At 58.0% G+C, this 25,691-nt stretch carries 22 protein-coding genes and 1 tRNA gene; 8 read left to right on the forward strand and 15 right to left on the reverse strand.

What is annotated here, in order from left to right; translation table 11 throughout:
* Positions 1-2: 2 nt before the first annotated feature.
* From HMPREF3056_RS07235 to wecC, 8 genes are all read right to left on the reverse strand, one after another.
* Entirely contained in the window at positions 3-2,222 is a 2,220-nt protein-coding gene (locus HMPREF3056_RS07235; RefSeq protein WP_070754432.1) for a glycosyltransferase, read from the reverse strand.
* A complete protein-coding gene (locus HMPREF3056_RS07240; RefSeq protein ID WP_070754433.1) occupies positions 2,223-3,164 on the reverse strand; it encodes a hypothetical protein in 942 nt (313 codons plus the stop codon). It lies immediately after the preceding gene.
* Positions 3,165-3,260: 96 nt separating this feature from the next.
* Complete coding sequence (locus HMPREF3056_RS07245) at positions 3,261-4,253, reverse strand: ABC transporter ATP-binding protein (protein WP_070754434.1); 993 nt, start codon at positions 4,251-4,253, stop codon at positions 3,261-3,263.
* Positions 4,237-5,217, reverse strand: coding sequence for an ABC transporter permease (locus HMPREF3056_RS07250; protein ID WP_141759855.1), 981 nt, complete (start codon positions 5,215-5,217; stop codon positions 4,237-4,239). The genes HMPREF3056_RS07245 and HMPREF3056_RS07250 overlap by 17 nt, the downstream gene beginning before the upstream one ends.
* A gap of 71 nt (positions 5,218-5,288) precedes the next feature.
* Positions 5,289-7,406, reverse strand: coding sequence for a glycosyltransferase (locus tag HMPREF3056_RS07255; RefSeq protein ID WP_070754435.1), 2,118 nt, complete (start codon positions 7,404-7,406; stop codon positions 5,289-5,291).
* Entirely contained in the window at positions 7,403-7,981 is a 579-nt protein-coding gene (locus tag HMPREF3056_RS07260; RefSeq protein ID WP_070679401.1) for a hypothetical protein, read from the reverse strand. The genes HMPREF3056_RS07255 and HMPREF3056_RS07260 overlap by 4 nt, the downstream gene beginning before the upstream one ends.
* A 20-nt stretch (positions 7,982-8,001) precedes the next feature.
* A complete protein-coding gene (locus tag HMPREF3056_RS07265) occupies positions 8,002-9,315 on the reverse strand; it encodes a glycosyltransferase family 4 protein (protein WP_070754436.1) in 1,314 nt (437 codons plus the stop codon).
* Positions 9,316-9,373: 58 nt separating this feature from the next.
* Positions 9,374-10,639 carry a UDP-N-acetyl-D-mannosamine dehydrogenase gene (gene wecC / locus HMPREF3056_RS07270; protein WP_070754437.1) on the reverse strand — a complete coding sequence of 422 codons (1,266 nt, stop codon included), beginning with the start codon at positions 10,637-10,639 and terminating at the stop codon, positions 9,374-9,376.
* Between the two features lie 167 nt (positions 10,640-10,806).
* Between wecC and HMPREF3056_RS07275 the strand changes: the two genes are divergently transcribed.
* The gene (locus HMPREF3056_RS07275; RefSeq protein ID WP_070754438.1) at positions 10,807-11,694 is read left to right on the forward strand and encodes a hypothetical protein; all 888 of its coding nucleotides are present in this window, start codon (positions 10,807-10,809) and stop codon (positions 11,692-11,694) included.
* Positions 11,695-11,702: 8 nt separating this feature from the next.
* Here the strand turns inward: HMPREF3056_RS07275 and HMPREF3056_RS07280 are convergent, their stop codons facing one another.
* On the reverse strand, positions 11,703-13,103 hold the full coding sequence (locus HMPREF3056_RS07280) for a glycosyltransferase (RefSeq protein WP_070754439.1): 1,401 nt from the start codon (positions 13,101-13,103) through the stop codon (positions 11,703-11,705).
* Between the two features lie 197 nt (positions 13,104-13,300).
* Here HMPREF3056_RS07280 and HMPREF3056_RS07285 point away from each other — a divergent pair.
* The 3 genes from HMPREF3056_RS07285 (at position 13,301) to HMPREF3056_RS07295 (ending at position 15,216) form a co-directional block, all read left to right on the forward strand.
* Positions 13,301-13,373: transfer RNA gene (locus HMPREF3056_RS07285), tRNA-Asn, on the forward strand.
* A gap of 198 nt (positions 13,374-13,571) precedes the next feature.
* Positions 13,572-14,726 (forward strand): ImmA/IrrE family metallo-endopeptidase, encoded by a 1,155-nt coding sequence (locus HMPREF3056_RS07290; protein WP_070754440.1) that lies wholly within the window; start codon positions 13,572-13,574, stop codon positions 14,724-14,726.
* A 1-nt stretch (position 14,727) separates the two neighbouring features.
* Positions 14,728-15,216, forward strand: a complete 489-nt coding sequence (locus HMPREF3056_RS07295) for a DUF4411 family protein (protein WP_070754441.1) — start codon at positions 14,728-14,730, stop codon at positions 15,214-15,216.
* A gap of 7 nt (positions 15,217-15,223) precedes the next feature.
* Here the strand turns inward: HMPREF3056_RS07295 and HMPREF3056_RS07300 are convergent, their stop codons facing one another.
* The 3 genes from HMPREF3056_RS07300 to HMPREF3056_RS13480 form a co-directional block, all read right to left on the reverse strand.
* Entirely contained in the window at positions 15,224-15,886 is a 663-nt protein-coding gene (locus tag HMPREF3056_RS07300; RefSeq protein ID WP_070754442.1) for a DUF1707 SHOCT-like domain-containing protein, read from the reverse strand.
* An 89-nt stretch (positions 15,887-15,975) separates the two neighbouring features.
* On the reverse strand, positions 15,976-17,133 hold the full coding sequence (gene wecB / locus HMPREF3056_RS07305) for a non-hydrolyzing UDP-N-acetylglucosamine 2-epimerase (protein ID WP_070754443.1): 1,158 nt from the start codon (positions 17,131-17,133) through the stop codon (positions 15,976-15,978).
* A gap of 224 nt (positions 17,134-17,357) precedes the next feature.
* Positions 17,358-17,495, reverse strand: coding sequence for a hypothetical protein (locus tag HMPREF3056_RS13480; protein ID WP_168167375.1), 138 nt, complete (start codon positions 17,493-17,495; stop codon positions 17,358-17,360).
* Positions 17,496-17,689: 194 nt separating this feature from the next.
* Between HMPREF3056_RS13480 and HMPREF3056_RS07310 the strand changes: the two genes are divergently transcribed.
* Entirely contained in the window at positions 17,690-17,974 is a 285-nt protein-coding gene (locus HMPREF3056_RS07310; RefSeq protein WP_070754444.1) for a hypothetical protein, read from the forward strand.
* 76 nt (positions 17,975-18,050) lie between these two features.
* Here the strand turns inward: HMPREF3056_RS07310 and dnaG are convergent, their stop codons facing one another.
* Entirely contained in the window at positions 18,051-19,979 is a 1,929-nt protein-coding gene (gene dnaG / locus HMPREF3056_RS07315) for a DNA primase (protein ID WP_070754445.1), read from the reverse strand.
* Between the two features lie 157 nt (positions 19,980-20,136).
* On the opposite strand from dnaG, the gene HMPREF3056_RS07320 reads away from it, so the two are divergent.
* Both HMPREF3056_RS07320 and HMPREF3056_RS07325 read left to right on the forward strand, forming a co-directional pair.
* Positions 20,137-20,637: a guanyl-specific ribonuclease gene (locus HMPREF3056_RS07320; RefSeq protein WP_070754446.1), complete on the forward strand. Its 501-nt coding sequence runs from the start codon at positions 20,137-20,139 to the stop codon at positions 20,635-20,637.
* Positions 20,638-20,640: 3 nt separating this feature from the next.
* The gene (locus HMPREF3056_RS07325) at positions 20,641-20,874 is read left to right on the forward strand and encodes a barstar family protein (RefSeq protein ID WP_046649054.1); all 234 of its coding nucleotides are present in this window, start codon (positions 20,641-20,643) and stop codon (positions 20,872-20,874) included.
* On the opposite strand, the gene HMPREF3056_RS07330 is transcribed toward HMPREF3056_RS07325, so the two are convergent.
* Both HMPREF3056_RS07330 and HMPREF3056_RS07335 read right to left on the reverse strand, forming a co-directional pair.
* A complete protein-coding gene (locus tag HMPREF3056_RS07330; RefSeq protein ID WP_070754447.1) occupies positions 20,871-22,145 on the reverse strand; it encodes a deoxyguanosinetriphosphate triphosphohydrolase in 1,275 nt (424 codons plus the stop codon). The two genes, HMPREF3056_RS07325 and HMPREF3056_RS07330, sit on opposite strands and share 4 nt — an antisense overlap.
* An 11-nt stretch (positions 22,146-22,156) precedes the next feature.
* Positions 22,157-22,741, reverse strand: coding sequence for a YdcF family protein (locus tag HMPREF3056_RS07335; RefSeq protein ID WP_070754448.1), 585 nt, complete (start codon positions 22,739-22,741; stop codon positions 22,157-22,159).
* Positions 22,742-22,784: 43 nt separating this feature from the next.
* Between HMPREF3056_RS07335 and HMPREF3056_RS07340 the strand changes: the two genes are divergently transcribed.
* Positions 22,785-24,830, forward strand: a complete 2,046-nt coding sequence (locus tag HMPREF3056_RS07340) for a TPM domain-containing protein (RefSeq protein WP_070754449.1) — start codon at positions 22,785-22,787, stop codon at positions 24,828-24,830.
* Positions 24,831-25,691 lie beyond the last annotated feature (861 nt).

Genomic DNA, 25,691 nt, shown 5'->3' on the forward strand with positions numbered 1-25,691 from the left:
GTTCATAATTTAGGAACGTTTCCTTTCGGGCCCGGGACTAGACTAGCGGTCTGGTTCCCTGCCAAGAGATTCTCCCACTGGGGTATGACTGCCTTAATGTCCCACTTCTTTGCAAAATCCCTTGCTGATCTGCCGTTTGTTTCGAAGTTTTTGCGGTCACAATTTTGGAGGATTCTCTCTATGCGAGTCTCTTGAGTCCAACCTGCCGCGTGCTCACCGAAAACTTCGGAGACTCCCTCCCGCTCCCACAAAACAGGTATGGTTCGTGCCGCCATGCCCTCGGCAGGTGCAAGGTGAAAGCTCTCTATTTCGCTTGGAGACAATATATATCCAATTCCGCGATACCAAGAAGCAATATCCGCGCTGAAAGGGTCGAAAGCTACGTGTGCTTGGAGCACTTCACTTCGTGCGATGCGTTCAAAGAAATCTAGGTAGAGCTGCTTTTCGACTGGATCATTCCACACGTGCGGATACTCCCAGGGCATGCGCCCTTTAATCCGCAACGTATATCGCTTGTCAATGGATGCCAATTCGTCGATAAGGTCGAGTGCTCGGTCAGGACGCTTAAGAAACGGAACCATTCCTACAAGTCCCAATGTGAATTGAGCGTTCGCGTTCTTTGACCGATCAAAGTCGAGCGTGTCTACGGTGTTGGGCAGAACCATTGTTTTTTCTCTCGGCAGGCCGAAACGCTCAATAGCTTGGGTGCGGACCCAATCTGAGACGAACACCAGCGTCTCGACGTTTTCCCAGTTGACCTCTTGCATCCAAGGACCATTAAGCTCAAACCTATGCAACCTAGAAATCAGACGTGTTCCGCTTGGGAGGTTGTTCGAGTACCACGCGAGAGAAGGACCAGCCCACTCACAAAAGACCACATCAGCCCATTCAGCAAGCTCTTGGCTCACTTCGGCATCATGGGTATGTAGTGTCGCCCATTCATCTTGGCGAACTTCAAACAGTGGATTGCGAACTAGAAAATCCATTAGCTCTCCCATGAACTTCAGGTCATGAGAGGCCACCACTAGACGGCACGGCCTTGTCCCCTGACGTTTCACGGCCTCGGAAAGCGCACCCGTTCGCTCAAAGTATTGTTTAAAACGGGCTCGGGCTTGTCCCATAGAAAAGTACTCACTGGCTTGCTTTGCGCTTCGCCGAGCTGCATCCATGTTGGGGAGGCCCTGGGATATCTTGGCAGCAACCACGTCGATGGAGTCATCAGCGCGTACGAAAAACGGGTAATCTTCACCCCAGAGCTGTTGATGGTCCTCAGTTTCATTGATGATTGGCACTGCACCCGCCGCGCTGTATTCCAGTGCTTTTGTTGACACCTCAAGGCTTGAATCAAGTTCTGCTGAGCGCCACCCAAATCCTAGATCCGCCTTTTTGATTTTTTCAATGGACTCGGTACGTGGAAGAGCACCGTGCCATGTCACTCCGCTCTCAGGATCCGAGGTTGCTTCCTCCAGCGCACTGCGCATCATTCCAGCCCACTGAGGGTCATCCTTTGCCTTGTTAAACTTTGCACCGACTACGTCAATATGAGCATCAATACCGAGTTCCTTGAGCGCTCTCGGCAGCTTTAACATCTCAAGCGTCCGCCACTCGCGCGCTAGCTTCCCTGCGTAAACTATTCTCAGAGTTTCTGAATCGGCTCTTTGAATGCTGCTTTCTTCGACGAAGGCATAATCCGGAATCATTGGAGGAATCAATAAGACTTTGCCCGCTGCTTCCGGAACTAGTGCTTCCCAATAAGAGCGAGCTGCCTCTGTCTGTGCAAAAATCCTGTGCGAATGCTCTGCGATGTACTTCAGACGTTGGACTTTCGTAGGAGATAGCTTGCTTGGGGGAAATGGAAGATCGGTTACATACGCCCACAGTTTAGAAGATATCTTTTCATACGAGCAGAAATCATAGACAGCCTGAAAACCTCTGACGACAACGGCCGAAGCGTGTGTCTGTTCGATGAGTTCTTCAACTAGATGGGCTGCTTCCTGTGTGCTCAGCGCAGCATCGCGTGCGATGCCCTCTGGTTCATGCACATGAATGTTGTCGAGACCATCAACCGATTCCAACAAAGTGCGGTTCTGGGGATAGTTTTTTAACTGTAGGTGAACCTCATCGAAAACACCGGCCAGCACCTCAGAGACAGACATCAGCCAGATGGAAGAGCCATCAATAACGTTGGGGCTTACATCACCGTAGACAACGACTGAGCTCATTTATGACTCTCCTTTATCCGTAAGGTTGAGGCCGTTTTCTTTAACAAACGGTGCTTCATTGTGGCGCAATGCTTGGATTACCGGCGAATGGATATCGCCTTCCCAGTCCCATGCAGCAGAGTCACCACGCACTACTACCGTGGCTTGGCTACGAAGCTCATCGGTAAAGTGGTTTGAGGTGTCGCTAGCTTGAACAACCACTACCGCTCCGTTCTCTTTTGCCTTTGCTACGTGCTCGAGCAGATCTAAGAATGCAATGGTCTTTTGCGTGGACAAAAGTCCTGACCACAAGCCACGTTCAAGCTGGTTTTCGTCCACGATAAGGTGGCTGGCATCTGGATCTGGTTTTCCCAAAAGGTGTGGGGCGCGGATTCGACTTACTTCCGCAACTTCGCGCAGACATTCCTCCACGCAGGGGGATCCGATAATTTCGACCTTTCGCGTCCATGCGTCGGACGGCGCATTCATGAGGGTATGCAGCACATCGGCGCTATCCTCATTCATCTCCTGATCGGCTGCAATACGTCCAGCAGTGTGCGCAGTCGGGCGCGCGATGATGCGTGACGCCGGGATGGTGGCCGGCGCAAAAACACTGTGAGGATGCCGTCCTTGGTTCTCTTCCTTATCAGTAAAGCCTGCGGTGAGTGTATTCAATGGTTGCCGTTCAGCCAGTCGATTCTGTTCTTGGGCAGCGTCAGATAGGCTCTTGAGCTGCTTCTGAAGGCGAACGCTACGGCGAAGAGATTCCTTGATTAATCCCTCCGCATGCTTCCGCGCTGAAATCGACATGGCAGCAAAAAAGACACCCAATAGTGCTGCACCAACAAGCAATACACGACTAGCAAGCCCCTCCCCCACCACAATGGCAGCGATAAGCAGCACACCGGTACCAGCAGCTAAGAGAGTCAGTCCCCGTCCTCGGCGAAAGAAATCAAGCCCCATGAAAGTCAATCCTTTGTGTGTATGAAAGTTGCTAAATACATGCTGCACACGACGTTCAGATGGTTTTCACCGGCACGACTTTGAACGCTTCGCACCCTACTGTTCACCGCCGAGTGGCTTCTCTAGGAGCACCATAGGTGGCCGGTAAGCAGCCGTGACTTCTGCGAGAAAGTCGTGCGCAGGCTGCTTATCTTCCCTGCCCATGAGTTTTGCCCATTCGTGATACTGTCCCGCCACTGTATCCGTTGAGCCATCAGCGATGATGCGCCCCTTTGAGATCCAGATTGCCCGGTTGCAGTTGTTCTCGATTTCCTTGATGGCGTGCGAAACCAAGAACAGGTTTCCGGCGCGCTCAAGGAGCTCGCGCATTCGGGCGCTAGCCTTTGCACCGAAGGCGGCATCACCAGTGGACAGGGCTTCATCAATCATGAGGATGTCTGGCCTCACTGCTGTCGAAATTGCAAAAGACAAGCGTGCTGACATACCGGACGAGTATGTTTTCATCGGTCGCTTAATCGCATCACCGAGTTCGGTCCACTCCGCGATCTCAGGGATTTGCGCCCTCGCGTCGGCAGGACTCATTCCCAGAGCCAAGCAGCCCAGGTAAATATTGTGCTCCCCGGACAGATCAGGCTGAAGAGCCGGGGACACGCCCATGAGCGTGGGTTGGGAGCGCGTCAGTATCCGTCCCGATGTTGGGGCTAGACCACCGGCAATCATGCTCAATAGCGTCGATTTTCCTGAGCCGTTAAGTCCAATAATGCCGATCGATTCACCAGGTAGCGCGATGAGCGAAGCATTAACGATTGCATCAACGACAGTTTTTCCGCGGCTGACACGCGTCATGCTCGCATCTGAGGAGCGGCCCTGACTAATCACGTAGCGTTTGGACACGTTGTCTACGACAACATTCGCCCGCTCCACGTAATTGATATCGAGGTCAGATTGCAACTGCGCCGGTGGTTCAGCGCCAGATGGTTCTTCTAAATAGCTTTCCCGCGATTGGTCCTCGCTTTTCTCATCCGTGACCTTCTTTTTCGTTTCGAGGTACTCACCAGGTGCTGCAGGCAACTTAGACGAGTCGAACATACTTATCCTCTGCCCTCCAGAAGAAGATAAAACCAAGCACAAAGGCTCCTACGCTCCAGGCCACAAGCTCTCCCCAGGTCGCGAGACTAGGCGCGGTGCGATAAATCGAAGCATCACGCACTGCAGTAAGGAAGATGTAGCACGGATTGGTTGACATGACTTGGTGAACAGCTGAGTGCTCGGCGAACCTATCGATGGAAAACATCACACCGGATAAGAAGAATAGGCCGCGAGTCACAAGCCCCAGAATGGTTTTTGCTTCAGGAACCTGGGCTGTAAGGCGCGCTGTGATCATCATGAGCCCGCATCCAAAGATATGGATCAATATGAAAAGCGGCACTACCAGTATCAATGTCCATGAGGGCCACGTTCCCCACTGAAAAAGGAAAGCCGCTAACAGCGCCACGATGGCGGGTAAGACGTTATCGATCATCGACCGTAGAGTCGTCGAAAAAGGGATAGATGCACGTGGAAACTGGAATGCGCGGATCATGGAGCGCGAAGACTGCATGAGACTGATACCAGAATTCATCAGCCCCGTCATCATCGACATAAAGATAATGCCGATAAAGAGAAAGCCGATGAAGTTCTCAATGCCCCTGGAGGTTTTCAAGAGCATGCCGAAAAGGAACCCGTACAGAGCTACATCAAAGAGCGGGTTGAGAACGAGCCATAACTGCCACAGACGGTAATCACGAGTGGTTCGCAGTGCCTTTGCCCGAGCATCCGCAGTAATGAAGAAACGGCGTGCCCACAGCTGCGAAATGTACTCACGCAGCGTCGGGCGGGTAGCCAAGGGGTGCAGCCCCTCTGGGTTTACTATCTGCACCCGGCCCTCATGCCGGGCAACCTGGGCATTGAGCTCTTCAACTCCGCGTTGTGCAGTTTTGGAGCTTCGCCATTTATGGCGTGCCACATGCATCAGCCCTTCCATTCCTTCATCGGTTTTCGAGTGATATGACACTAGTGTGTCCACTCTCGGCCTATCAAAGGAAGCGCCTACTTCACGCAGACCGAGTTTTACTAACGAGTATTCTACTCAGACTTCCCAAGAAGTTCGTCTAGCACCTTGCCTGCCTGTGCAGAATCACCCGAAGCCATGCGATACGTCAAAGGCAGCTTGGATAGCGGCGAGTCTTCGACCACGATGCCCCACACGGCTGTTCCGCTCCCGACGTAATCGGCGTATTTCGAAGGCAAGAATGGATTGACACTGAATGCTGTTCCCACCGTGTCGGTGTCGTTGACCACCAAGGCGTCAAAATTCGTGGAAACGTTAAGAAACTCCAGGTAGGGAACGTAACCGTTGATCCGGACATTGCCAGCCGCTGGGTTCCCCCACAACTGTCGTCTCAGCTTTTCCGGACTCGAGGTGAAGATGTGCAGGACAAACTTCTCGCGCCGTGGATGCTCCGCAAGCGCGGTCAAGACATCTCCTATGCCGCGGTTGGCGTAGAAATTTCCGAAGTAAGCAATGTTGATGCGTTCTGGGTCGGCGATATAGTCCGACATCACCAAGTGGTACATTTCCGCCGTCGGGACAGCATGGTGGCGGATGGTCGATTTTTCCCGAATGAAAGATTGGAAATCCTCCGAATAGCGCTCCAGCATCACCTGCTGCTGATTGGCATTGGTAAAAATCACCTCATCTGCATAAAGAAGGGTGACAAGCTCGGTGAGCTCGAAGTGAGTTATGTACGAGAGTCCCGACCAGTCAGAGTGCTCGACCATCTTCCGCAGTTGATGAGTTGTGATACCCCTCGTTAGCTCGCCCGGACGGGGCGTGCCATCCACACCGACGCTCAAAGGATCGGAGAATTCTGCTTCCCATCGCGTCCCCGGGTGCTTGTCTTTGAACAGCGCAGCGGCGACGTGCGAGCCAGACCATAGGGCGCGGGAGTACATCGACTCATAGCCGCCCTGTTTTCTAGCCCGTTTGCTTGCTTTGCGTGCGGCCTGGCGTGCGTAGGAGCAAATCGCGCCCCAATGCGCGAAGGAGGACACGACATCGATCTCCTCGGCATGGATCAGGTAGGGATCGACAATCAACCTGGTTGAATCGTCACGTCCTCGAACGCGCTGCATGTTGGCATAGAAGACGTCAACAAGCTCTGCATCATTCCTGATCACCTTCGCCGTGACATTGGCTGAGGTGTCAGCGTAGGGAGGAAAGCAATATGAAAACACCAGGCGGCTAGCCCTTTCCTGGCGGAGGTTCTCCCAATTCAAACCCGGAACGCCGACATCTACGGCGGTGTCAATTGCGCGCTGCACCTCGCCCGGGTGTGCTGTGAGATAGTTCTCCACGAAACCGAACTGGGCTTGCTCAAGCTTTTCTAGTGCGCGCTGCTTGCGGTTTGCTTCCTCGATGTCTCGGAGCTTGGCAATGCATTCCAGACGCTGCACCACGTTGAAATCAAAACTCTCACGTTGGCGTGAAACCGAGTCGGGGCGAATTGAGCGCACGTAGGCAGTCTCCTCCCTCGCCTGCGGGGTGTGAAGAAGCAGCCCCGGCGTTCTGAGGAAATTCGCGAAATACGCCACATCCTCGCCGGAGCGGAGTGACTCATCGTAGCGATAGCGCTGGGCTAGTGCTGTCGGAATGATTTTGCTGGCATTGAAGCCAAGCGCCCACGGCGCGGTGGCAACTGGGACCGCCGTACCGCGCAACGTCGCGATGCGGGCGTTGAGGGAGTTGTCCTGGGTAGACGCTCCGTCGGTGGTGTCGACGATGGGCAAGAGAGTGATAGCGCCGTCGTCGGCATTCTCAAGGCCAGTTTCGAGATAGTTTGGCTGAAGGGTGTCATCGTCATCGAGGAACGTGATGAAACGTCGGCGTGCGGATGCTATGCCAAGGTTACGAGCACGACCGGCCCCTGGGGTAAGACTGCGCAGTATTCGTATGTTCAACTCGGGAAACTGGCTAGTGAGTCCTTGGTCAAATTCGCGCGAAGTGCTTGCTTGTGTTGAAGAAACTCCGTCGCCGTTGAGTATGAGGAGGACTTCGACGAGATCTTTCCTAATGCTCTGCTTTGCAAGCGAAGCGAGAGCAGAATAGAGGTTCATCTCTACAAGATTCGTTCCGTCTGTGTCCACGCCACCAGAGACGAAGGACGGGATGACAACTGAAATACCAGGATCATAGAAGCTCATCGAATTCTCTCCAGAACCTTATACATCAGAATTACTATTGAACTCGGCAAGTACTTTTTGAAAGGCTTAGCCAGAGGCGTGACTCGCGAAATGAGTAAGCTTCGCAATGTCACGGCGGTTGCGGCAGGAGTGACCGGCTCTTGAGGAGCCGTGGACGGAGTCGCAGCAACCGTAAGCCCTTCAAGCCAATCCTCACTAGAGCGGTCCCCATTTTTCGCCTGCTCAATACGCACTTGAACCCAGCCATCACTGAGGTTGACCCCGGCAACGGACATGTGCTCGCCGGTGTAATCTGCGACGAGCTGGCGAAGATTCGACGAATCCGTTCGTGGAGACCAATACTCGATGCGGCGGCCCGTATCCACATAGCTCCGAAGGATATCCATAGCCATATCCGGTTGAATGTCTAACAGCACTACTGGAAGAGGATCGACATCTGCGAGTTGGTCCCTAGTGAAGCAGAAAGTTACCGAGCCTGCAGCCGGGGGCAAAACGTGGGGAATTTCAGAGGATTCCAACAGCACAGCGTAGTCGGAGTCCACGGGAGGAAAACTCTTAAGAGACGAAATACGCACTGGTGTTCCTTCTTCCCACGCTACGCCTTGGCCTGCTGTCCGGTCACGGTGGTGACGATTCCCAGTAGGGCTTCGGGTACTACCTCATCGCGCTGGCTGGCGACCCACTTGCGCCCAGACTGGGAAACGGTGAGCTTCGAGCGATCGTCGATAAGCGTTGTCCATGCCTCCGCAAGCGCCTCGGGATTCTCTGGTGGCACCACGATTCCTGCACCGAGATCCTCAACGATTCGGGCCACTTCCCCCTGCACCACTGCAGTGGTGTGGACACCTAAGGACATCAACTCATAGGTCTTGGACGGCACCGTGCGGTTGAGTGGCTCCCAATCGGTCAGGTGGACTAGAGCCGTATCCGCCCATTCGTAGATAATCTGCAGTTCGTCAGCAGGCACTCGATGCTCGATAGTCGCGTTAATGCCGAGAGCTTCCATCGTAGCTTTTGTGGCATGCCACGTGGCACCGTCGCCGACGATGCGCAGATTGATAGTGTAACCGCGGTCTTGTGCGATCTTCACGGCCTTCACCGCATTATCGATTTTCTGTGCACGCCCCACAGTTCCGGCGTACAGAACATTAAGCTCTGAAGAGGAACGCTGCGACTTGTCACTAGCGATGAATTCGGTCTTGGGGGGAAATACATTACGCACCGTCCGGATGTGGCGCTTGCCTTCCGCTCCCCTATCCGCATCGTCTTTCTCCATATACTCAGTAAGATCCTGCGAAGTCGTCATGATGCCATCCGCGCGGTGGAGTGCGCGGTTCATAGCACGCTCAGTCAACGCTGTCAGCAGCTGGAACGGACCCTTGGTAAGAACGATCTCCCGCACAGAGCGCTTACCGGTACCGGAATTCCAATCACCCTTTTCTTTCAGCAATTCCGGCCAGGCATCACGCAAATCAATGATGTAGGGCGCTCGGAGCGTGGAAGCAACGATATGGGTAACCATAGCAGTGGGAAGCGCTGGGACGGTGCCGATGACGAGGTCAGGTTTGAATTCCCGGAAGTGCCTGCGTTTGGTCACCAGCATTAAGAGCATTGATGCAGCAACAGAGGCTTGGTTAAGGATTCGGTGAGTAAGCGAAGGTCCCGCGGGAAAAAAGCCCGAACGCAAAATCTTCTCCCCTGAATTTCCTTCTTCAAGGTCGTTAGCGCCTAGGACGTTTCTGCGAGAGAACCACTGTTTCAAACCGAGACGGCGTTGATAGTGCGGCGGTGGCGCGATGACGAGTATCTCATGGCCCGCCTGCACCAGAATCTTGGACAACCACGACCAGCGGCGCTGCGGAACTCCATTCTCGGGAGCCCAGTATTGAGAGAGAACGAGAATCCTCACGCTTCGTGCTGCCTCCTGGCTTTCAAGTGATGGTGAGTGGCTAGTCTAACCGCTTAATTTAGCGCCAAATGCCCTTGGTATCGATGACAGTCTTGCCCTCGAGCAGAGATTGATCAAGACCGACGAACTGTCGGTGGTTGACTAGGAGAAGGACGACGTCGGCAGCCGCAATGGCTTCCTCCGTGTCCTGCTTCGTCAGATTCGAAAGGTTGCTCAGCACCGGTGGCAATGCCTCCACGTTGGGCTCGACAACGCGGATGTCTAGCTGCGGGTTATCCACAGCGAGGCGTTTGACGATCTCGAGGGACGGCGATTCACGCAGGTCATCGATATCGTTCTTGAAGGCGATGCCGAGGGCAGCAACGACGGGATTATCTTTTCCTTCAAGGGCCTTGAGAACCTGGTCAATGACCCACTGCGGCTTTCCATCGTTGACGTTGCGTGCCGTTTGGATGAGCTTTGCCTCTTCGGGTGCAGCGGAGACGATGAACCACGGGTCGACGGCGATGCAGTGTCCGCCCACGCCCGGCCCAGGCTGCAGGATGTTGACGCGCGGGTGGTGGTTGGCCAGCTCAATGAGCTCCCAGACATCAATTCCGAGGCGGTCACAAATAAGGGATAGCTCGTTGGCAAAGGCGATGTTGACATCGCGGAAGGAGTTTTCCGTCAGCTTTGCCATCTCAGCGGTCGTGGCATTAGTGACAAGCAGGTCTGCGGTGCAGAAGGTGGCATAGAGGTCCCGGGCAAGCTGGGCGCCCCTCGGGGTCAGGCCGCCAATGACGCGGTCATTGTTCTCCATCTCCTCCATGATCTTGCCGGGAAGAACGCGCTCCGGGCAGTGGGCTACAAAGATGGCGTTCTCATCCTCGTCATCGAGGGACAGGTCAGGGCGCAGCTCAATGAGATGCTTGGCCATATCCTCTGTGGTTCCAGGAGGTGAGGTGGACTCGAGCACTACAAGTGCACCGGGTTTCAGGTAAGGAGCAAGCGCTTCGGATGCCGCACGAATGTACTTGATGTCTACGCTGTGGTCCTCACGAAATGGAGTGGGAACACAGACAATGTAGGCATCGGCATCGATCTGTTCCGTCTGGGCCGATAGAGTTCCATCCTCGACGACTCTTGCAAGCAGCTCCCCGAAGCCTGGTTCGAAGAAAGGCACCGTGCCGGCGTTGATGCTGTCCACGGCATCCTGATTCACGTCGATGCCGACTACGGGGATTCCCTTGGAAGCTATGAACGCCGCGGTAGGAAGACCGATGTAGCCAAGACCAACGACGCTGACCTTGCCAAAGGCACGGGAATCGGTTTTGTTCGGAACCATGTCCGCCTTTCTATAAGTTCGCTGCCAATTACGGTAGCACGGTGATGGTTACCGGCTTGCGGTCGAATGGGCCGATGTCGGTGTTTTGTCTCAGTCCATATTTCTTTCCTGCACCCCTTGAGTGAGCATTCCCAGGTGTGCTGCGTGTGCGACTACAGTAGGCGGCTATGGCACTGAGGAGAAACTATGCGCGCTACGGCGCTTCAACGACTTTTTTCGACTCTGTCGAGGAGTTTCTCAGCTCCCCCGTGCCCGCCAGCTCTTCCGAGGAAGCCGAGGCCATTTCGATTCGCTATGGTGCCGCATTCATGGATGTGCTCGTTGAGGATCGCGGCGCGGATGTCACTATCGTGTTGTTTCACGCGGCCATCGACCCGACGAAGACCACTCTCCCTGTCTTCATTGGGAGGCAGATGGTTGAAGGCGTTGATGCGAACGTGGTGTACATCTCCGATCCATCGCTCGACCGGGGCGCAAGTATTGGGTGGTTCACAGGGGATGAGACGCGACCATTTCAGGATGATCTCACTTCCTGCCTGACTCATGTTTTCGCTAGTTTCCATCCCGATGCACCTGTCGAGGATCTGGGGAAGAAGACAATTTTTTTCGGGGCATCAGCCGGTGGGTTTGCCGCGCTGTATTTCTCGCGCCGCTTCCCCGGTTCATTGGCCGTGGTGTCGAACCCCCAAACCCATATTGGGCGCTACCTTGAGCCGCAGGTAAAGGCGTATCGCAAGAAGTGCTGGAGCAGCCGGAAGCTTTCCGAGACCACCATGACCTTCGACCTGGTTACTGAATACGGCAAGGGTTTCGAGAACTACGTGGCTTACCTTCAAAACGAAGATGACGAGCTGCACTACACCCAGCATTATCTGCCGTGGTCCCAGGCAGTAGCCGAGCGCCCGCAGCAGTGGAGGCTCCTCCTCGGAGATTGGGGCGAAGGTCATGCACCTGCTCCACAGATGCTTCTCACTGGCATTCTCGGCTACGCAGCATCACTAGCTGGCGATTGGGAGCAGCTTTTCGAGGACGAGATGTTTGCCAACTCAGACTAGGGTCACCCCTAGTTGCGTAGCTTCTTGTTCAGCTGATCTAAGCGCGCGATGACTTTGTTAGCACGGTTCTCCCCGAGAACGCTGCGCACGTTAGCCACGATGCTCGTTCGGTTCTGGTAAACGCTGTCGATGGCTTGATCAACTAGGCCGCGTACGCCTTGACTCCGAGCTGATTCCCAATCTTCAGCGCTGACGAAGCGTGCCTTACCGCCTCGCTGCTGCATGACGATCTTTGCGACCCAAACCTCCTTGGCGCGCTCACTCTGCGCCAGAATACGATAGCCGCGAAGGACGTAGCCGTGCTCCAAATGAAGGCTCACCAGGGTCCGAAAGGTTCCGCTCTCCGTGGGAACGTACGCGAAATGTCCGATGCTGGGGTTATTGGAGGCAGCAAACCCCTCGACTGTCTTATAGGAGGGAACGCGTCGCCCACGGGAATCCTCGATCCACAGGCTCACAAGGAGCTCATTATCAAGTTCCCCCTCTGATTCTCCGTGGATGACAAAGCTGACATCCCCGCTGGCGGGCTGCAGAAGATAGTGCTGACCACCGCCAACGGTGTCGTCAATGCTCAGCGGCGTGCTTGTGCTCTGCATCTGCTTGGCCACCGTGGGAAAGGCCGCTTCAAGGGCAGCGACATCCGTAAATGGGGGGAACGCCGCCATGTTCTCCATGAGGCGTGCCATGACCACGCCTGGATCATGGCGCATGGCGTTGTCCTGGCCCGCGTGGATCGCGCGCAAGTAGCCCACCTGGGCGGCGTCCAAAATCACTGGCGCATATCGGTCTGATTTATCGTGCGGCCCGCTTTGGGGTTCCACGACGGTGCCGTCTTCCTTCACGGAGCAGATAGACATTAAACCCATCGAATTCATCGGTGTGTGGGCCTCACGCAGGTGGAAGAACTGACCATCCGCATAGACCGCTTCAATGCCGAGCGGCATGCTGACGAGCATGCCTTCAAACTCCGGCTTGATATAGGGCGCAGTGGTTTGGAAATAGTGAGCGGACAAGACGTCATCGTCGTCTAGCCGGTAGCGCCCAAACGTTCCCTTAAACCCAATTTCTTGAACGTAGCGACGCACCGCTGTCCACCCGCTATCACCATCAGGAAGCTCATCGAGGTGCACTATGTCGAAGCTGTCCGCTGCCTCCTGCAGCTGCTCCTTGAACTTCTGCGGTAAGGACTCAGAGAAGGAGACAACGTGCTTCACGTCGAAACCTTCGGCGGCTTTCGCAAGTGTTGGCACGGTGTGGTTGAGAAAAATGTCCGTGCGCAACGACAGGCGTGCATCGTCGTAGAGGTAATCGCGGTACTCGTCTTCCGAGAACCCGGACTCCTCGTTGCTCGCACGCCACGACGCCGAATCGGGAACGAAGAGACTAAAGCGAGTGTGTCCAACGAACATGAAGAAACCTCTACCTCTTCCCTGCGAGTGATATCTGACGGACAGTCTAGCTTTGCTTGGGTGAAGACTTGAAAGATGCCACATTGGACCGCTTAAAAAAGCGGGTTGCGCTGGCGATTTGTATTGAACACGGCAGACCTTATATAGTTACATCTCGTTGCAGCGAGCAAGCCTTTGTTCAAGCAACCCACACATATTCCTCCATAGCTCAGTTGGCAGAGCATTCGACTGTTAATCGAAGGGTCACTGGTTCGAGCCCAGTTGGAGGAGCACATAAATCACCCCCACTGACCTGCTTTTATGCTAACTAGTGGGGGTGCTCTCGTTTTCAAATGTCCCCCGGTTGGCCCCAACGGCCTCGCAAACCCGTGCTTGCCCTCCAAGCTTCCACTAAGCTGTACCCATCACAACGAAGTGCCCCATCCACAACGTAACAAGCTTTCAAGCAGCAGAAACCTAAGAGGGACAATGACGACAGTACGAGTGACCATTGAGCCGGCTGTGCTCGATTGGGCAATTGAACGGACTGGTCTGAGTCTCGACGAGCTGGTGAAGGATTTTCCGCGGATTAGGGAATGGGTTGAAAATACTTCGCAGCCAACTTTGAATCAGGCGCAGGACCTCGCCAAGAAAGCTAAGATTCCTTTCGGCCGTCTTCTCCTGCAATCCCCGAGCGAGTCTAGGATTTCCGTTCCGGATTTTCGGACGGTTCGAAACCTCTCCCTTGAGACTTTCAGCCCGAACCTTGAGGAAACCTTGGCTACTTCGGAATCCCGCCTTGATTGGTACGCCGATTTCGCCGAGGAAGAGGGCATCGATGGTCCTCCCTTCCTTGGATGCGCTGATGCGAGTAACAGCCCAGAGGCTATAGCCGCTCGAACGAAAGAAGTCCTCGGGCTCGCCGTAGACGCTTTTCTACACGGCCCTGACAAAGTGAAAACTCTCTGTTCCGCTCTTGAGGACTCAGGTGTTTTGGTGTCTCGCAATTCAATTGTCGAAAGCAGCACCACCCGTCCGCTGAGCATCGATGAGTTTCGTGGGTTCACGCTTATCCAAGCACCCTATGCTCTGATATTTATCAACACCCGTGACAGTAAGACCGCCCAGCTTTTCAGCCTTTCGCACGAACTAGGACACGTGGTTCTAGGCCAGCCGGGAATCTCAGATCACGGGGAAAGCCGCGATATTGAGCGTTGGTGTAATCGCTTTGCCGCAAGTTTCCTTGCCCCAGCTCAGGTCGTCTTGAGCACGGTTTCGCCAAGTGATTCCTCATTCGAAAGCGTCAAAACTCTTTCCCGCAAGTCAGGGATGAGCCAAGAAGCCGCCCTGTGGAGACTGGTGCACCTCAACGTCATTGATAGGAGTGAGGCTTCCACACTCCTTCCTCTCGTTTCATCACAACCGGTCCAAGCCACGGATTCCTCGTCAAATAAAGGCGGCCCGGCGCGGCACCGTGTGGTAAAAGCTCGCGTGGGAAATCGATTCTTCGATGCCGTAACCTACGCGGCTGTTGCAGGGAAAATTCCGCAGAAAGAAGCTGCTCAACTCCTTGGAGCTGCAACTGCTGACAGCCTAAGCAAACTTATTGCGCACTCCCCCTCTGCTGAATGGAGGGCCAGTTAGCGTGTATTTAATCGACACGAACTTTATCGGGACAGTGGCATCTGTCTATCCACGCGATGTGTTTCCCTCTTTGTGGGTTCAGCTTGAAGAACCGATTTTCAGGGGTGATTCCTATTTCCACAAGACCGTCGATAAGGAAATGAAAGAGTGGAAGGATCCAACTCTCGGTTGGTATCTGAAACACATAGATCCGCAATGCATCGTGAGCACTGATGCCAATGAGCTTGCGCTATATACGGATGTGGTCCGCTGGGTCGCGGACGAACGTCAACCACGCTACAAGGACAGAGCTGTCAACGTGTTCATGGACGCAGCGGATTCGTGGCTGATAGCTTCCGCTCTCAGGCACGACGCAACGATTGTGACTAATGAGGTGCGCGCAGCCCCTGATTCACGGAAACACGTCAAGATCCCTGATGTGGCCGATCATTTTGGGGTGCGCTGCATCGACCTTCTTGCTTTTCTAAGAGAAGTGGAAATCAGCATTTAGCTGATTCCTACCGCTTCACCACGTGCACATCTACCCCACCAAACAAGCTGAAGCAGTTGACGACTACCTCAGGGGCGCTGGAAGACAGGTCTGCGGGGTCGATGGCGCCACGTTCGACCTTGATGTCATGGCCGCCAAAGAGGCCGACTCCGTTGACACGAACGCGGAATCCTTCTGGGACCCACACATCGACGCCGCCGAATACCCCGACCGCTTGGATTGTCGTGACGTGTTCTTTGAGGGAAGCACCGCGAAGGTCTACATCGGTGCCGCCGAAGATTCCCATCGTGGTGTGATGAGCGGCGATGGGAATGCCGCGCACAGTGCTGCCGCCAAAGATGCCGAGGGAGAGCCCCTGCGCACCCTGCGCAGAGGGTTCCACTTGGGCTAAAGCCTGGTCAACAGCGGTGACTGCTCCTTGATTAGCGGTCTTGACCTCTTTTGACCGTTGACGTGCTACCTGATGACTGCCAAAGAGGACTGTTTCTGGGGCCTCGATAAGGTCGGCGACAAGGTCAACCAATTCGCCGCGAGTCGTGGCATCGGCGCAGCGGCTAGAGCGCTCCTCGAATTCAGTGACGCTGAGCTGGCCTACCGACATCGCATCCGCCAACACCTGTGAAGCGGTGGTGCGCTCAGAGTTCGTGCATTTGATGTCTCGTGATTCCATGTCTTGATTTTACGTGGAAGCACTCTTTTAAGCGCGACGAAAAGTGCTGAGCGCTTCGCCGCGCTTATTCGTTGGTTCCTGGGGTCTTGTTAGGACTCGATCTCGGGAGAGAAATCGGGCAGGCGCTCCCCTACTCCAAGGAGCTCAGCGATAGCTGCCACAGCTCGCTCGGCAGCCTTGCCGTCGCCGTAGGGGTTGACGGCGTTGGCCATGGCCTCGTAGGCAGCATCATCATCAAGGAGCAGCTTAGCCTCCGCCACGATGAGGCTGCGGTTGGTGCCCACAAGCTTCACGGTGCCGGCCACAACGGCTTCGGGGCGCTCGGTGTTTTGGCGCATGACCAAGACCGGCTTGCCCAGAGCCGGGGCTTCTTCCTGAACTCCACCGGAGTCTGTCAAGATGATGGTCGCGCGGTCCAGAAGCTTGGTGAACTGGTCATATGGTAGCGGATCCGTGATGATGACATTGCGCAAGGACTCAACCTCCGGCAGCACGGCGCCACGGACCTTCGGGTTGAGGTGCAGGGGCAAAACAAAGTTGATGTCCGGATAGCTCTCTGCCAAATCTTTGACCGCTCGGCCGATTTCCTTCATGGCCTCAAGGTTTTCGCGGCGGTGCGTGGTGACGACGACAAGGCGCTTGGCTGACTGAGCCGCTTCCTGGACGGCGGGGTCTTCGAACTCGGTATCCCAGCTTGCAGCTTCCAGCAAGGCGTCGATGACGGTATTGCCGGTGACCGCGATGTCCTTGGAGCGCACGTTCTCGCGGCGCAGGTTCTCCATCGACCCTGCTGTCGGCGCGAGGTGCAGTTCCGTGACCTGGCCGATGAGCTTGCGGTTGGCCTCTTCCGGAAAGGGCGAATGAATGTCCCCGGTGCGCAGGCCCGCCTCCAAGTGCACGATTTTCACACCGCGGTGGAAACCCGCCAGTGCTGCGGTCATGGCCGTGGAGGTATCGCCCTGGGAAATGATGAGGTCGGGCTGTTCGGCATCGATAATCTCATCCAGCCCCATGAGCGCGCGGGAGACAATCTCATTCAGGCTCTGCCCGGGCTTCATCAGGTGAAGGTCCAACTTCGGCTTGATACCAAACATGGTGTTGACCTGCTCCAGCATTTCGCGGTGCTGGCCGGTGGAGACAGCAACCGATTCGAAGCGCTCGTCCTTCTCCAAGGCTGTGATGACGGGAGCTACCTTGATTGCCTCCGGACGGGTTCCGTAGACAGTCATGATTTTCGGTAGGGGCATTGCTCTCCTTGGATTTAGAGAAGTAAAGACACGTCAATTCTTCCATACGAAGGGGACTGACCGGATCCCATTCTCTGAGAAAAAGGGAAGGAAGGGGAATGTGCTTCCGTTGACCTAGTTCAAAACTACATGCACCTTATCATCTTCCCCGACACCCGCCTGTGCACGCAGTGTTCTCGCGAAATCCCAGGAGAACGTGGATAGTTTCGTGCTGCTGGCTTCCGCTAGTCCTCGCTGACGGTGACTTCCCGTGGCTCTTCGAAAGCAGCCACGCGCGGCTCAGTTGCCGCCACGCTGGCTGTTAATAGCGCTGACATCGCCACGGCTGCCGAGACCGCGTGCGTACGCTTCGAACTCTCCACAGAACTTAAGTTAACCGAAGCGAATGGTCTTTGGGAAGAGTTCGCACAATATCTATTCGCCCCACGGCTGCACTGCCACCCGCACCGGTGGGCTTGGGCAGGTAGGCTGATCGTGAGAATTGCACGTTGCCCGTACGTTGTACGCAAACGCTGGCCGCTGCGCCGGCTTGAAGTAAGGGGATGACTAGTTTCCAATGATCCAATTTGTTGTGGGTGCTGCCGCCGGATACGTCTTTGGAACCAAGGCTGGGCGCAAGCGCTACCACCAAATTAAGGGCGCTTATGAAAAGGCCGTGAACTCCCCCGCCACCAAGGCCGCGGTGCGCTCCGCGCGCAAGGCCGTGGCCAACCGCTTGGATCCGGAGCCGCGCATGCGCGAGCTCAAGGACTACAACAAGGGGCGCCGCGGCAAGCGGGGCACCAGTGGTGCCACGGATGGGGTGCAGCCGGATCGGATTTACGAACCGGACAAAGATTAACGCGCGACACAGCGCGCGTTAATGTGATGCACCGATGATGCGCGTGCGCGTGGCTGCGGATTAGCGTGGGCGTCGGTTAGCGCACGCCGCGGAAGGCACGGTCGTTAAGCTCGCGGCGGGCTTGCTCGAGGGCGACGAGGTCGGCGAAGAGTGAGTTGTAGGACTCCTCGTCGTCGGAGGGGCGCATGCGGCCAAGCTGTGCTTTGAGTTGGGCGACTTGGTCGCCCACGCGGGCTTCCTGGAGGCGGGAGAGCACGGAATCGGCGTAGGCCTCAAGGTCGGTATCGGGGTTGCCGGTCTCCCCCAGCTTGATGGGTTCCACGGCGAGCTCAGAGACGAAATTGCGGGCCATGAGATCCGGCATCTCGCCGGCCACGGCGGCCAGCCATTCCACGCCAGGTTGCTCAGCGCCGGCGGTGACGCCGCCGAGGGTGGAGATGGCGCGGCGGACGGTGCGGTAGGCCTCGTTGGAGTAGGCATCCTCCGTAATGCCGTCGAAGTAGCTGCCGGCGATCTGCGGGTATTGCAGTGCCAGCTTGAGGGCCTCGCGCTGCGGCCATAGGTGCGGCTCGCGGGGACCGGGGATGTGTATGACTGGGGCGTTGGTTTGCGCGGGCGCAGAGGCGGTCTCCTCCAAGGAGGCAAAGCGCGGGCGCTGTTCTTTCTTGGGCTTGCGGGCCTCTTGGCGGACCTGCTGGAGTACTTCCTCCGGGTTGGGCCAGCCCACCCAGCCGGCTAGGCGGCGGGCGTATTCGCGCTGCAGGGGTTGATCCCGGATTTGGGCCACGACGGGCACGGCGCGGCGCAGGGCCTGGAGGCGGCCCTCGGCAGAGTCGATGCTGAAATCTGAGATGACGGAGCGGATGACGAACTCGAACATGGGGATGCGGTCCGCCACCAAGTCGCGCACGGCGGCATCGCCGCGCGCAAGGCGCAGGTCGCAGGGATCCATGCCGTCGGGGGCCACGGAGACGAAGGACTGGCCGGTGAATTTCTGCTCGCCCTCGAAGGCGCGCATGGCGGCTTTCTGGCCGGCCTCGTCGCCGTCGAAGGTGTAGATGAGCTCGCCGTGGAAGTAGGAATCATCCAGCATCAGGCGGCGCAGGACTTGCAGGTGGTCCGCGCCGAAGGCGGTGCCGCAGGAGGCCACGGCGGTCTTCACACCCGCGGCGTACATGGCCATGACGTCCGTGTAGCCTTCCACCACCACGGCTTGGTGTTGCTCCGCGATGTTGTGCTTGGCCAAATCCAGGCCGAAGAGCACCTTGGACTTGTGATAGAGCATGGTCTCGGGCGTGTTCATGTACTTGCCCAGCTTGTCATCGTCGTAAAGCTTGCGTGCGCCAAAGCCGATGACGTTGCCGGATAAGTCCTTGATGGGCCACAGCAGGCGCCGGTGGAAGCGGTCGATGGGACCGCGCTTGCCCATCTTGGAAATGCCGGCGGCTTCCAGCTCCTCAAAGGAAAAGCCCATGCGCAGCAGGTGCTTGGTGGCGGTATCCCAGCCCTCCGGGGCATAGCCGCACTCGAACTCGTAGATGATCTCCTTGGAGAAGCCGCGGTCGAGGAGGAACTCGCGCCCGGCGGCGGCCTGCGGGGTTTCTAGCTGCTGGCGGTAGAACTCGTGCGCGGCCTTGTTGGCGGCGATGAGCCGACGGCGCGTTCCGGGTTTTTCATCGCGCGCACCGGTGGAGCCACCTTGGTAGTTGATGTGGTAGCCAATCTTTTGGGCCACAGCTTCGACCGCCTCCGGGAAGGAGACCTGCTCCATCTCCATGAGGAAGCTGAAGACATCCCCGCCCTTGCCGGTGGAGAAACAGTGGTAGTAGCCGCGCTGCGGGCGCACGTGGAAGGATGGGGTCTTCTCATCTTTGAAGGGGCTCAGGCCCTTCAAAGAGTCATAGCCAGCGGGCTTGAGCTGGACGTATTCGCCCACGATCTCATCAATAGGCGCGCGTTCGCGGATAGCTTGGATGTCGCTGTCCGGAATTCTGCCTCGTGCCATGCGTACAGACTACCCCGCCCACGCAAGGTACAGGTACCCACGGCTGGGTGGGCAAGAGCCGCGAGTCCCACATCCTGGAAGAACCCATATGTGGGAATCGGAAAAGTGCGCGTTCTTGATTTCTTTTTCGGCCCCCGCACCTGCAATGATGGGGGCCATGGCCCAATCCTCCCCCTCCAAAAAATCGCTGCCGGCTCTCATCGGTGGTGCGGTTCTCGTCCTCGTCGCGGGCTACTTCGGCATCGACCTCGGTGGCTCCAGCGATGGCGCGGACCAGAAGGCAGCACCGTCTTCCGCTGCCGCTGGTGCGTCTGGTGGGGATGAGGGGGACGTCGCCAAGCAGGGCGGCTCCGACCTGCCCACCTGTTCCATGGATTCCTTGCCCCAGGAGGCGCATGACACGGCCAGCGATATCCTGGCGGGCGGCCCCTATGACTACCCGGATAATGACAACGTGCGCTTTGGCAACTATGAGGGCGTGCTGCCGCAGCAGGACAGGAATTACTACCGCGAATACACGGTGGAAACGCCGGGGATTGGGCACCGCGGGGCCAAGCGGATTGTCACCGGTGGCGGGAGCGAGACCGACCCGGATGTCTGGTACTACACCGATGACCACTACGAGAGCTTCTGCAGCATCCCGGACGCGGAGGACTAAGACATGCAGCGCATCCTGATTACTGAACCCATCCGTACGCGCGAGGACTTCTATGGCGCGCTTGGGCGCCTGCGCGGCTGCCAGTCCGGTGCGCCGCGCAACCTCGATGCTTTGGCCGATTTCCTGCGGGAGCAGCATATCGTGGCGATTATCGCCGCGGATTTCGACATGGTCGAGGAAGATCTGGCCCCGATCAGCATGGTGCTGAAGGACCAGGGCGTCGCACTCGTGCGCTAGCTCAGGAAGCCGAAGAGATCGGCGCTGCGCTGGGCCAGGCGCTCTAGGCGGGATTCGGTCATGGAGGCGATCTGGTCGATGATGGCGCGGTCACGCTCCAGATCTGTGTCGGCTTGCTTCCACCACAGGGCGAAGGTGGCATCCAGCGAGCCCGGCGCGCCGGCCACCAGGTAGTCGTAGACGCGGTAGATACGCTCGCGCTGGCGGTCTTGGCGGGCCAGATGGGCGGGCTCATCCATGACGTAGAGGACGGCGATGGTCTTGAGCAGGGTCACCTCCGCCACCGCGCCCTGTGGGACGGCGAGGTCGCCGTACATGCGGCCAAGCGGGCCGTCGTTGGCCGCCAGCGTGGCGGAGACGGTGGCGCCGACGTAGCGGCCAACGAGCTCGGAGGTCATCTTCTTCAAATTGGCATAAGAGCGCAGGGAGTAATCAAAGTTACCGATGGCATTGATGACGTCCAGCTGGCGCAGGCGGTCGGCGGCTTCCAGGAGCTCGTCGGCAGTACCGCCGAAGGCTTTGGCGCCCTTGTCCGCGAGGTTGGCCAGCTCCACCAGGTCCCAGAGCACGCCGAGCGAGATGCGGCGGGAGATGATGCCGTCTTCGACGTCGTGGACGGAATAAGCGATGTCATCCGACCAGTCCATCACCTGGGCCTCCATGGACTTGCGCTGGTCGGAGTGGCCTTGGCGCAGCCACTCCAGGACGTCGTTGTCCTCGTCGTAAGCGCCGTACTTGCGGTTGGTCGTGCCATCCGGGTTGGTCTTGGTCCAGGGGTATTTGCAGGCGGCATCAAGTGAGGCGCGGGTGAGGTTGAGGCCATAGCTGCGCAGGCCCGCCGGGGTATCCAGGACCACCTTGGGCTCCAGCTTGGTCAGGATACGCAGGGTCTGGGCGTTGCCCTCGAAGCCGCCGAGGGCCACCTCGTTGAGGGCATTCTCGCCGTTGTGGCCGTAGGGCGGGTGGCCGATGTCATGCGTCAGCCCCGCCATATCGCACAGGTCCGGGTCGAGGCCTAGCCCGGCGCCGATGCTGCGGGCAATCTGGCTGACCTCCAGGGAGTGAGTGAGCCGGGTGCGCGGGGTATCGCCGTCGCGCGGGCCGACGACCTGGGTCTTGTCCGCCAGGCGGCGCAGGGCCGCAGAATGCAGCACACGGGCGCGGTCCCTGGAGAAGGCGCCGCGGTGTTCCTCGCTTTTGAGCAGGGCCGAACCTTTGGGCGACTCGGAGGCGAGGCGGGCGACGTCTTCTACGCGGTAGGTATAGCTCACGGGTTTTAAGCTTAGGCGGAGTCCCGGCCGTCCTGGGTCTGCCTCGCGCCAATGACGCGGTGGCGCAGGGCCTGGTTAGGGCGGATGAGGCGCTCGATGCGATAGAAGGCCGCGCGCACGCCCTCGGTGCGCTCCTCCCCCAGCAAGGTGCGCAGGCCCAGGTAAGCCAGACCACCGGTTTCGTGGGCCAGGTAGCGCCACCACGGGATGGAAAAACGCGGCGAAGGATAATAGGGCGTGCCCAGCACGGTGGCGCGGATGCCTTCCTGGCGGGCGATGAGGAAGGTGCGCAGGCGGTGGAGCGGGTCGGTGACGATGACGGCCTCGCTCACACCAAGTTTTTCGCGTGCGGCGGCCAGTTCGCTGCGTGTGTCGAGGCCTTCTTCGAGGGCGGTGACGGTGAGGGGTTCGTCGTCAAGCAAGGCCCGTGCCACCCCGGCTTCGGTGAACCTATCGCCGGGCAAGTTCCCGCCCACCGTGATGATGGGCAGGTTGTGCGCGGTGGCGTATTCGGCGGCGAAGCGCACGCGGCCGCGAAGGATGCGGGAGGGGCGCCCGTCGTATTGCGCGGCGCCGAGGACAATAACGTACTTCACTGCCTGTCCACTTTAGCGTTGGGTGGCAGGTATCGTGGTGCGCATGACTACTGCTGCTCGTATTGGACGCGCCGCCCTCGCCGCCCTGGTGCTGGGGTTGGCCACTGCTAGCCCGGCCTTGGCTGCGGACTTCGTTGTTGCCGCGCCGGAGGCGGCCTCGCTCACGGATAAGGTGACGGATGAGGCGGGGGTGCTCTCGGACTCGGAGAAGGCCGAGTTGGAGGAGAAGATTAGCGCGCTGCAGCAGGAAAACCACGTGGTGATTTTCGTGGTCTTTGCGTCCTCGCTGCCGGAGGGCGCGGAGGCTTATGCCGGTGAGATTGTGCAGGCCAAGGGCCCGAATTCCGCGGCTTATGTGGTGGGCGTGGATGACTCCACCGTGGGCGTGCAGACGGGTAAAGAGTGGCCGCGCGGGCGCCTGGATGTGATGTATGAGGCGGCCTACGCCAAGCTTGCCGACGGCCGCCAGTTCGGTGCTTCCGCACTCGCGCTTGTCGACGCTGCCGCTTCCGGTTCTGCGGGGTCTTCTTCTGGCGCTTCTGCTGCTTCTGATTCCGATGGCTCGGGAGGCCTGTGGCTAGCTGGCGGCGCGGGCGCGCTGGCTTTGGCGGGTGGCGGAATCGCGGTGGCCAACAGGCGCAGGACAAAGAAGGACTCGGCGGCCACGTTGGAGTCGGCGCGCCAGATTGAGCCGAGCAATACCGCGCAGCTCGACCGCTTGGACATGGCGACCTTGGAGAAGCTGGCCCAGGAGGAGCTGGTCTCCACCGATGAGTCGATCCGCCGCGGCAAGGAGGAGCTCGATATTGCGGTGGCCGAGTTCGGTCCCGAGCGCACCCGCCCGTTCACGCGCGCGATGAACCATTCCACGCTGACCCTGCAGAAGGCCTTCCAACTGCAGCAGAAGCTGCAAGATAACCTGCCGGAATCGACGGCGGAGCGCCGCCAGATGCTGGTGGAGATCATCTCCTCCTGCGGGCAGGCCGATGATGCCTTAGATGAGAAGGCGGCTGACTTTGCCAAGATGCGTGACTTGCTTATTAACGCCAGCTCCAAGCTGGATGAGCTGACGCGCCGGGTGGTGGACCTGCGCGGGCGTCTGCCGCAGGCGCGCGCTACTTTGTCTGCTCTCACCGGTTCTTATACCGAGGAGGCCTTGTCCTCCATCGCGGATAACCCGGAGATGGCGGAGGTCTCGCTCAATGAGGCAGAGAAGCTGCTGGAGCGTGGCCGTTCACTGCAGTCCCAGCCCGCTGGCCAGCAGGGCCCCTTGGTGGGCTATATCCGCGATGCCGAGCACGCCTTGGAAGTCTCCGACCGCCTGCTGAATGGCGTGGAGAATGCGGAGAACTCGATTACGGCGGCGCGCGATAACTTACCTGCGCTCATCGATGAGGTCGAGGAAGAAATCGCTGAAGCACAGCACCTCGAGCAGCGCGGCAAGGCCCAGGGCTCGACTGCAGATTGGGCCGCCTTGGAGGAGTTGCTGGCCCGTGCCCGGGAGGCTCTGCGCGCGGCCCGCGAGCAGGGTCAGGGCGATCCGCTGGGTCAGTACACGGCTCTGACAGCTATCGATGGTGAGCTCGACCAGCAGCTGGATACCGTCCGCGAGACCAACGCCACCCGCGAGCGCCAGATTGCGCTTTACCGCCAGCAGATGGCCGCGGCCGAATCCGCTATCCAGGCAGCTGAGGACTTGCTCTCCTCGCGTGGTCGCGTGGTGGGACCCGATGCGCGTGTGGCTCTTGCCGATGCCACCCGCCTCTTCGCCCAAGCCCAAAACTCCGCCTCCAAGGATCTACGCGCAGCCCTCAACTACTCTCGTGATGCCGCTTCTGCCGCGCAGACTTCTCTCAACCGCGCGAAGCAAGACCTGGAGGCTTATCGCCGCCAGGAACAGCGCCGCCAGGCCACCGATGCCGCGGGCAACATCTTGACCGGCATGGTGTTGGGCCAGATCCTCGGCGGTGGCAGCTCCCGCGGCCACGGCGGTGGTTTCGGTGGTGGATTCTCCGGCGGAGGCGGTTTCGGCGGAGGTGGCTTCTCGGGCGGCGGCGGTGGTGGCGGCTTCCGCGGCGGCTCCTTCTAGCGGTCCTCTCCCCCCTTCCCCACATCAGCTCCTCCCAGCCGGCTTCACCCACTTCTCCGTCCTCTCTCCCCGCACCAGCTCTTCCCAGCCCCCTCTTCCCCTTCCCGCGCCTAGGCCTCGAAGCCCGCGGCCCGCACCCGATATCTCCCAACCGGGACGGTCCCACATGGCATCTCGCACAAGGCGCCTTGCAAAAGGCATCTTCTAGAAGGCGTTTTCACAGCTAAAAACGCCTTTTGCTCCCTCTACATGGCGTTTTCAGACCCAAAGACGCCTTTTGACAGACGCCATTTGCCAGATGCCTTCTGCCGGACTGTCGGTTGCCGTTTGCGAGATGCCTTCTGCCGGATGCCCTTGCACACACCGGGCCGCTGGGCGCCGACTCGGTTGTCGGCCAAGTAGATCCACGGATACGGGATTGGTGCACGTACATGATTGGTGTAAACCGGTCATGCACATGGTTCTGGTCAAACGGTTCGCCTCAGATGGTTCGCTTGGGGGCAAGTAAACCTTCTGCAATGCGCTAGATGGTTCGTTTGGGGGCAAGCAAACCTTATGACTGCAACCATCTGACTCGAACCCTCTACCGGCATACCAAGCCGAGCAAACACACTCGGAGAGCTCCTCTTCGAAGACAAACTCCACTACTCGCATGTCGGTGCAGGTTATATCGCGAAAGGTCCCTTTAGTTTGGTGCCTTTATTCTGGTCCCTTTGCCTAGTAAAGGAACCATCTATCAGGCGAAAAGCTGCGCCACATGGTCCCTTTGCACTCATAAGGGACCAGAGTGGAGGGACCAAACCAGAAGGACCATCTGTGAGAGAGCGGAAAGCACGGCCTAGCAGGCAGGAAGCAAGAAGG

Origin of the sequence: Corynebacterium sp. HMSC056F09 (assembly GCF_001815785.1) — a bacterium.
Taxonomy (GTDB): domain Bacteria; phylum Actinomycetota; class Actinomycetes; order Mycobacteriales; family Mycobacteriaceae; genus Corynebacterium; species Corynebacterium hiratae.

Coding starts and splice junctions, on each gene's coding strand:
- HMPREF3056_RS07235 (WP_070754432.1), bottom strand. CDS start 2,222: ATGAGCTCAGTCGTTGTCTACGGTGATGTAAGCCCCAACGTTATTGAT.
- HMPREF3056_RS07240 (WP_070754433.1), bottom strand. CDS start 3,164: ATGGGGCTTGATTTCTTTCGCCGAGGACGGGGACTGACTCTCTTAGCT.
- HMPREF3056_RS07245 (WP_070754434.1), bottom strand. CDS start 4,253: ATGTTCGACTCGTCTAAGTTGCCTGCAGCACCTGGTGAGTACCTCGAA.
- HMPREF3056_RS07255 (WP_070754435.1), bottom strand. CDS start 7,406: ATGAGCTTCTATGATCCTGGTATTTCAGTTGTCATCCCGTCCTTCGTC.
- wecC (WP_070754437.1), bottom strand. CDS start 10,639: ATGGTTCCGAACAAAACCGATTCCCGTGCCTTTGGCAAGGTCAGCGTC.
- HMPREF3056_RS07275 (WP_070754438.1), top strand. CDS start 10,807: ATGGCACTGAGGAGAAACTATGCGCGCTACGGCGCTTCAACGACTTTT.
- HMPREF3056_RS07280 (WP_070754439.1), bottom strand. CDS start 13,103: ATGTTCGTTGGACACACTCGCTTTAGTCTCTTCGTTCCCGATTCGGCG.
- HMPREF3056_RS07290 (WP_070754440.1), top strand. CDS start 13,572: ATGACGACAGTACGAGTGACCATTGAGCCGGCTGTGCTCGATTGGGCA.
- HMPREF3056_RS07300 (WP_070754442.1), bottom strand. CDS start 15,886: ATGGAATCACGAGACATCAAATGCACGAACTCTGAGCGCACCACCGCT.
- wecB (WP_070754443.1), bottom strand. CDS start 17,133: ATGCCCCTACCGAAAATCATGACTGTCTACGGAACCCGTCCGGAGGCA.
- HMPREF3056_RS07310 (WP_070754444.1), top strand. CDS start 17,690: ATGATCCAATTTGTTGTGGGTGCTGCCGCCGGATACGTCTTTGGAACC.
- dnaG (WP_070754445.1), bottom strand. CDS start 19,979: ATGGCACGAGGCAGAATTCCGGACAGCGACATCCAAGCTATCCGCGAA.
- HMPREF3056_RS07320 (WP_070754446.1), top strand. CDS start 20,137: ATGGCCCAATCCTCCCCCTCCAAAAAATCGCTGCCGGCTCTCATCGGT.
- HMPREF3056_RS07325 (WP_046649054.1), top strand. CDS start 20,641: ATGCAGCGCATCCTGATTACTGAACCCATCCGTACGCGCGAGGACTTC.
- HMPREF3056_RS07340 (WP_070754449.1), top strand. CDS start 22,785: ATGACTACTGCTGCTCGTATTGGACGCGCCGCCCTCGCCGCCCTGGTG.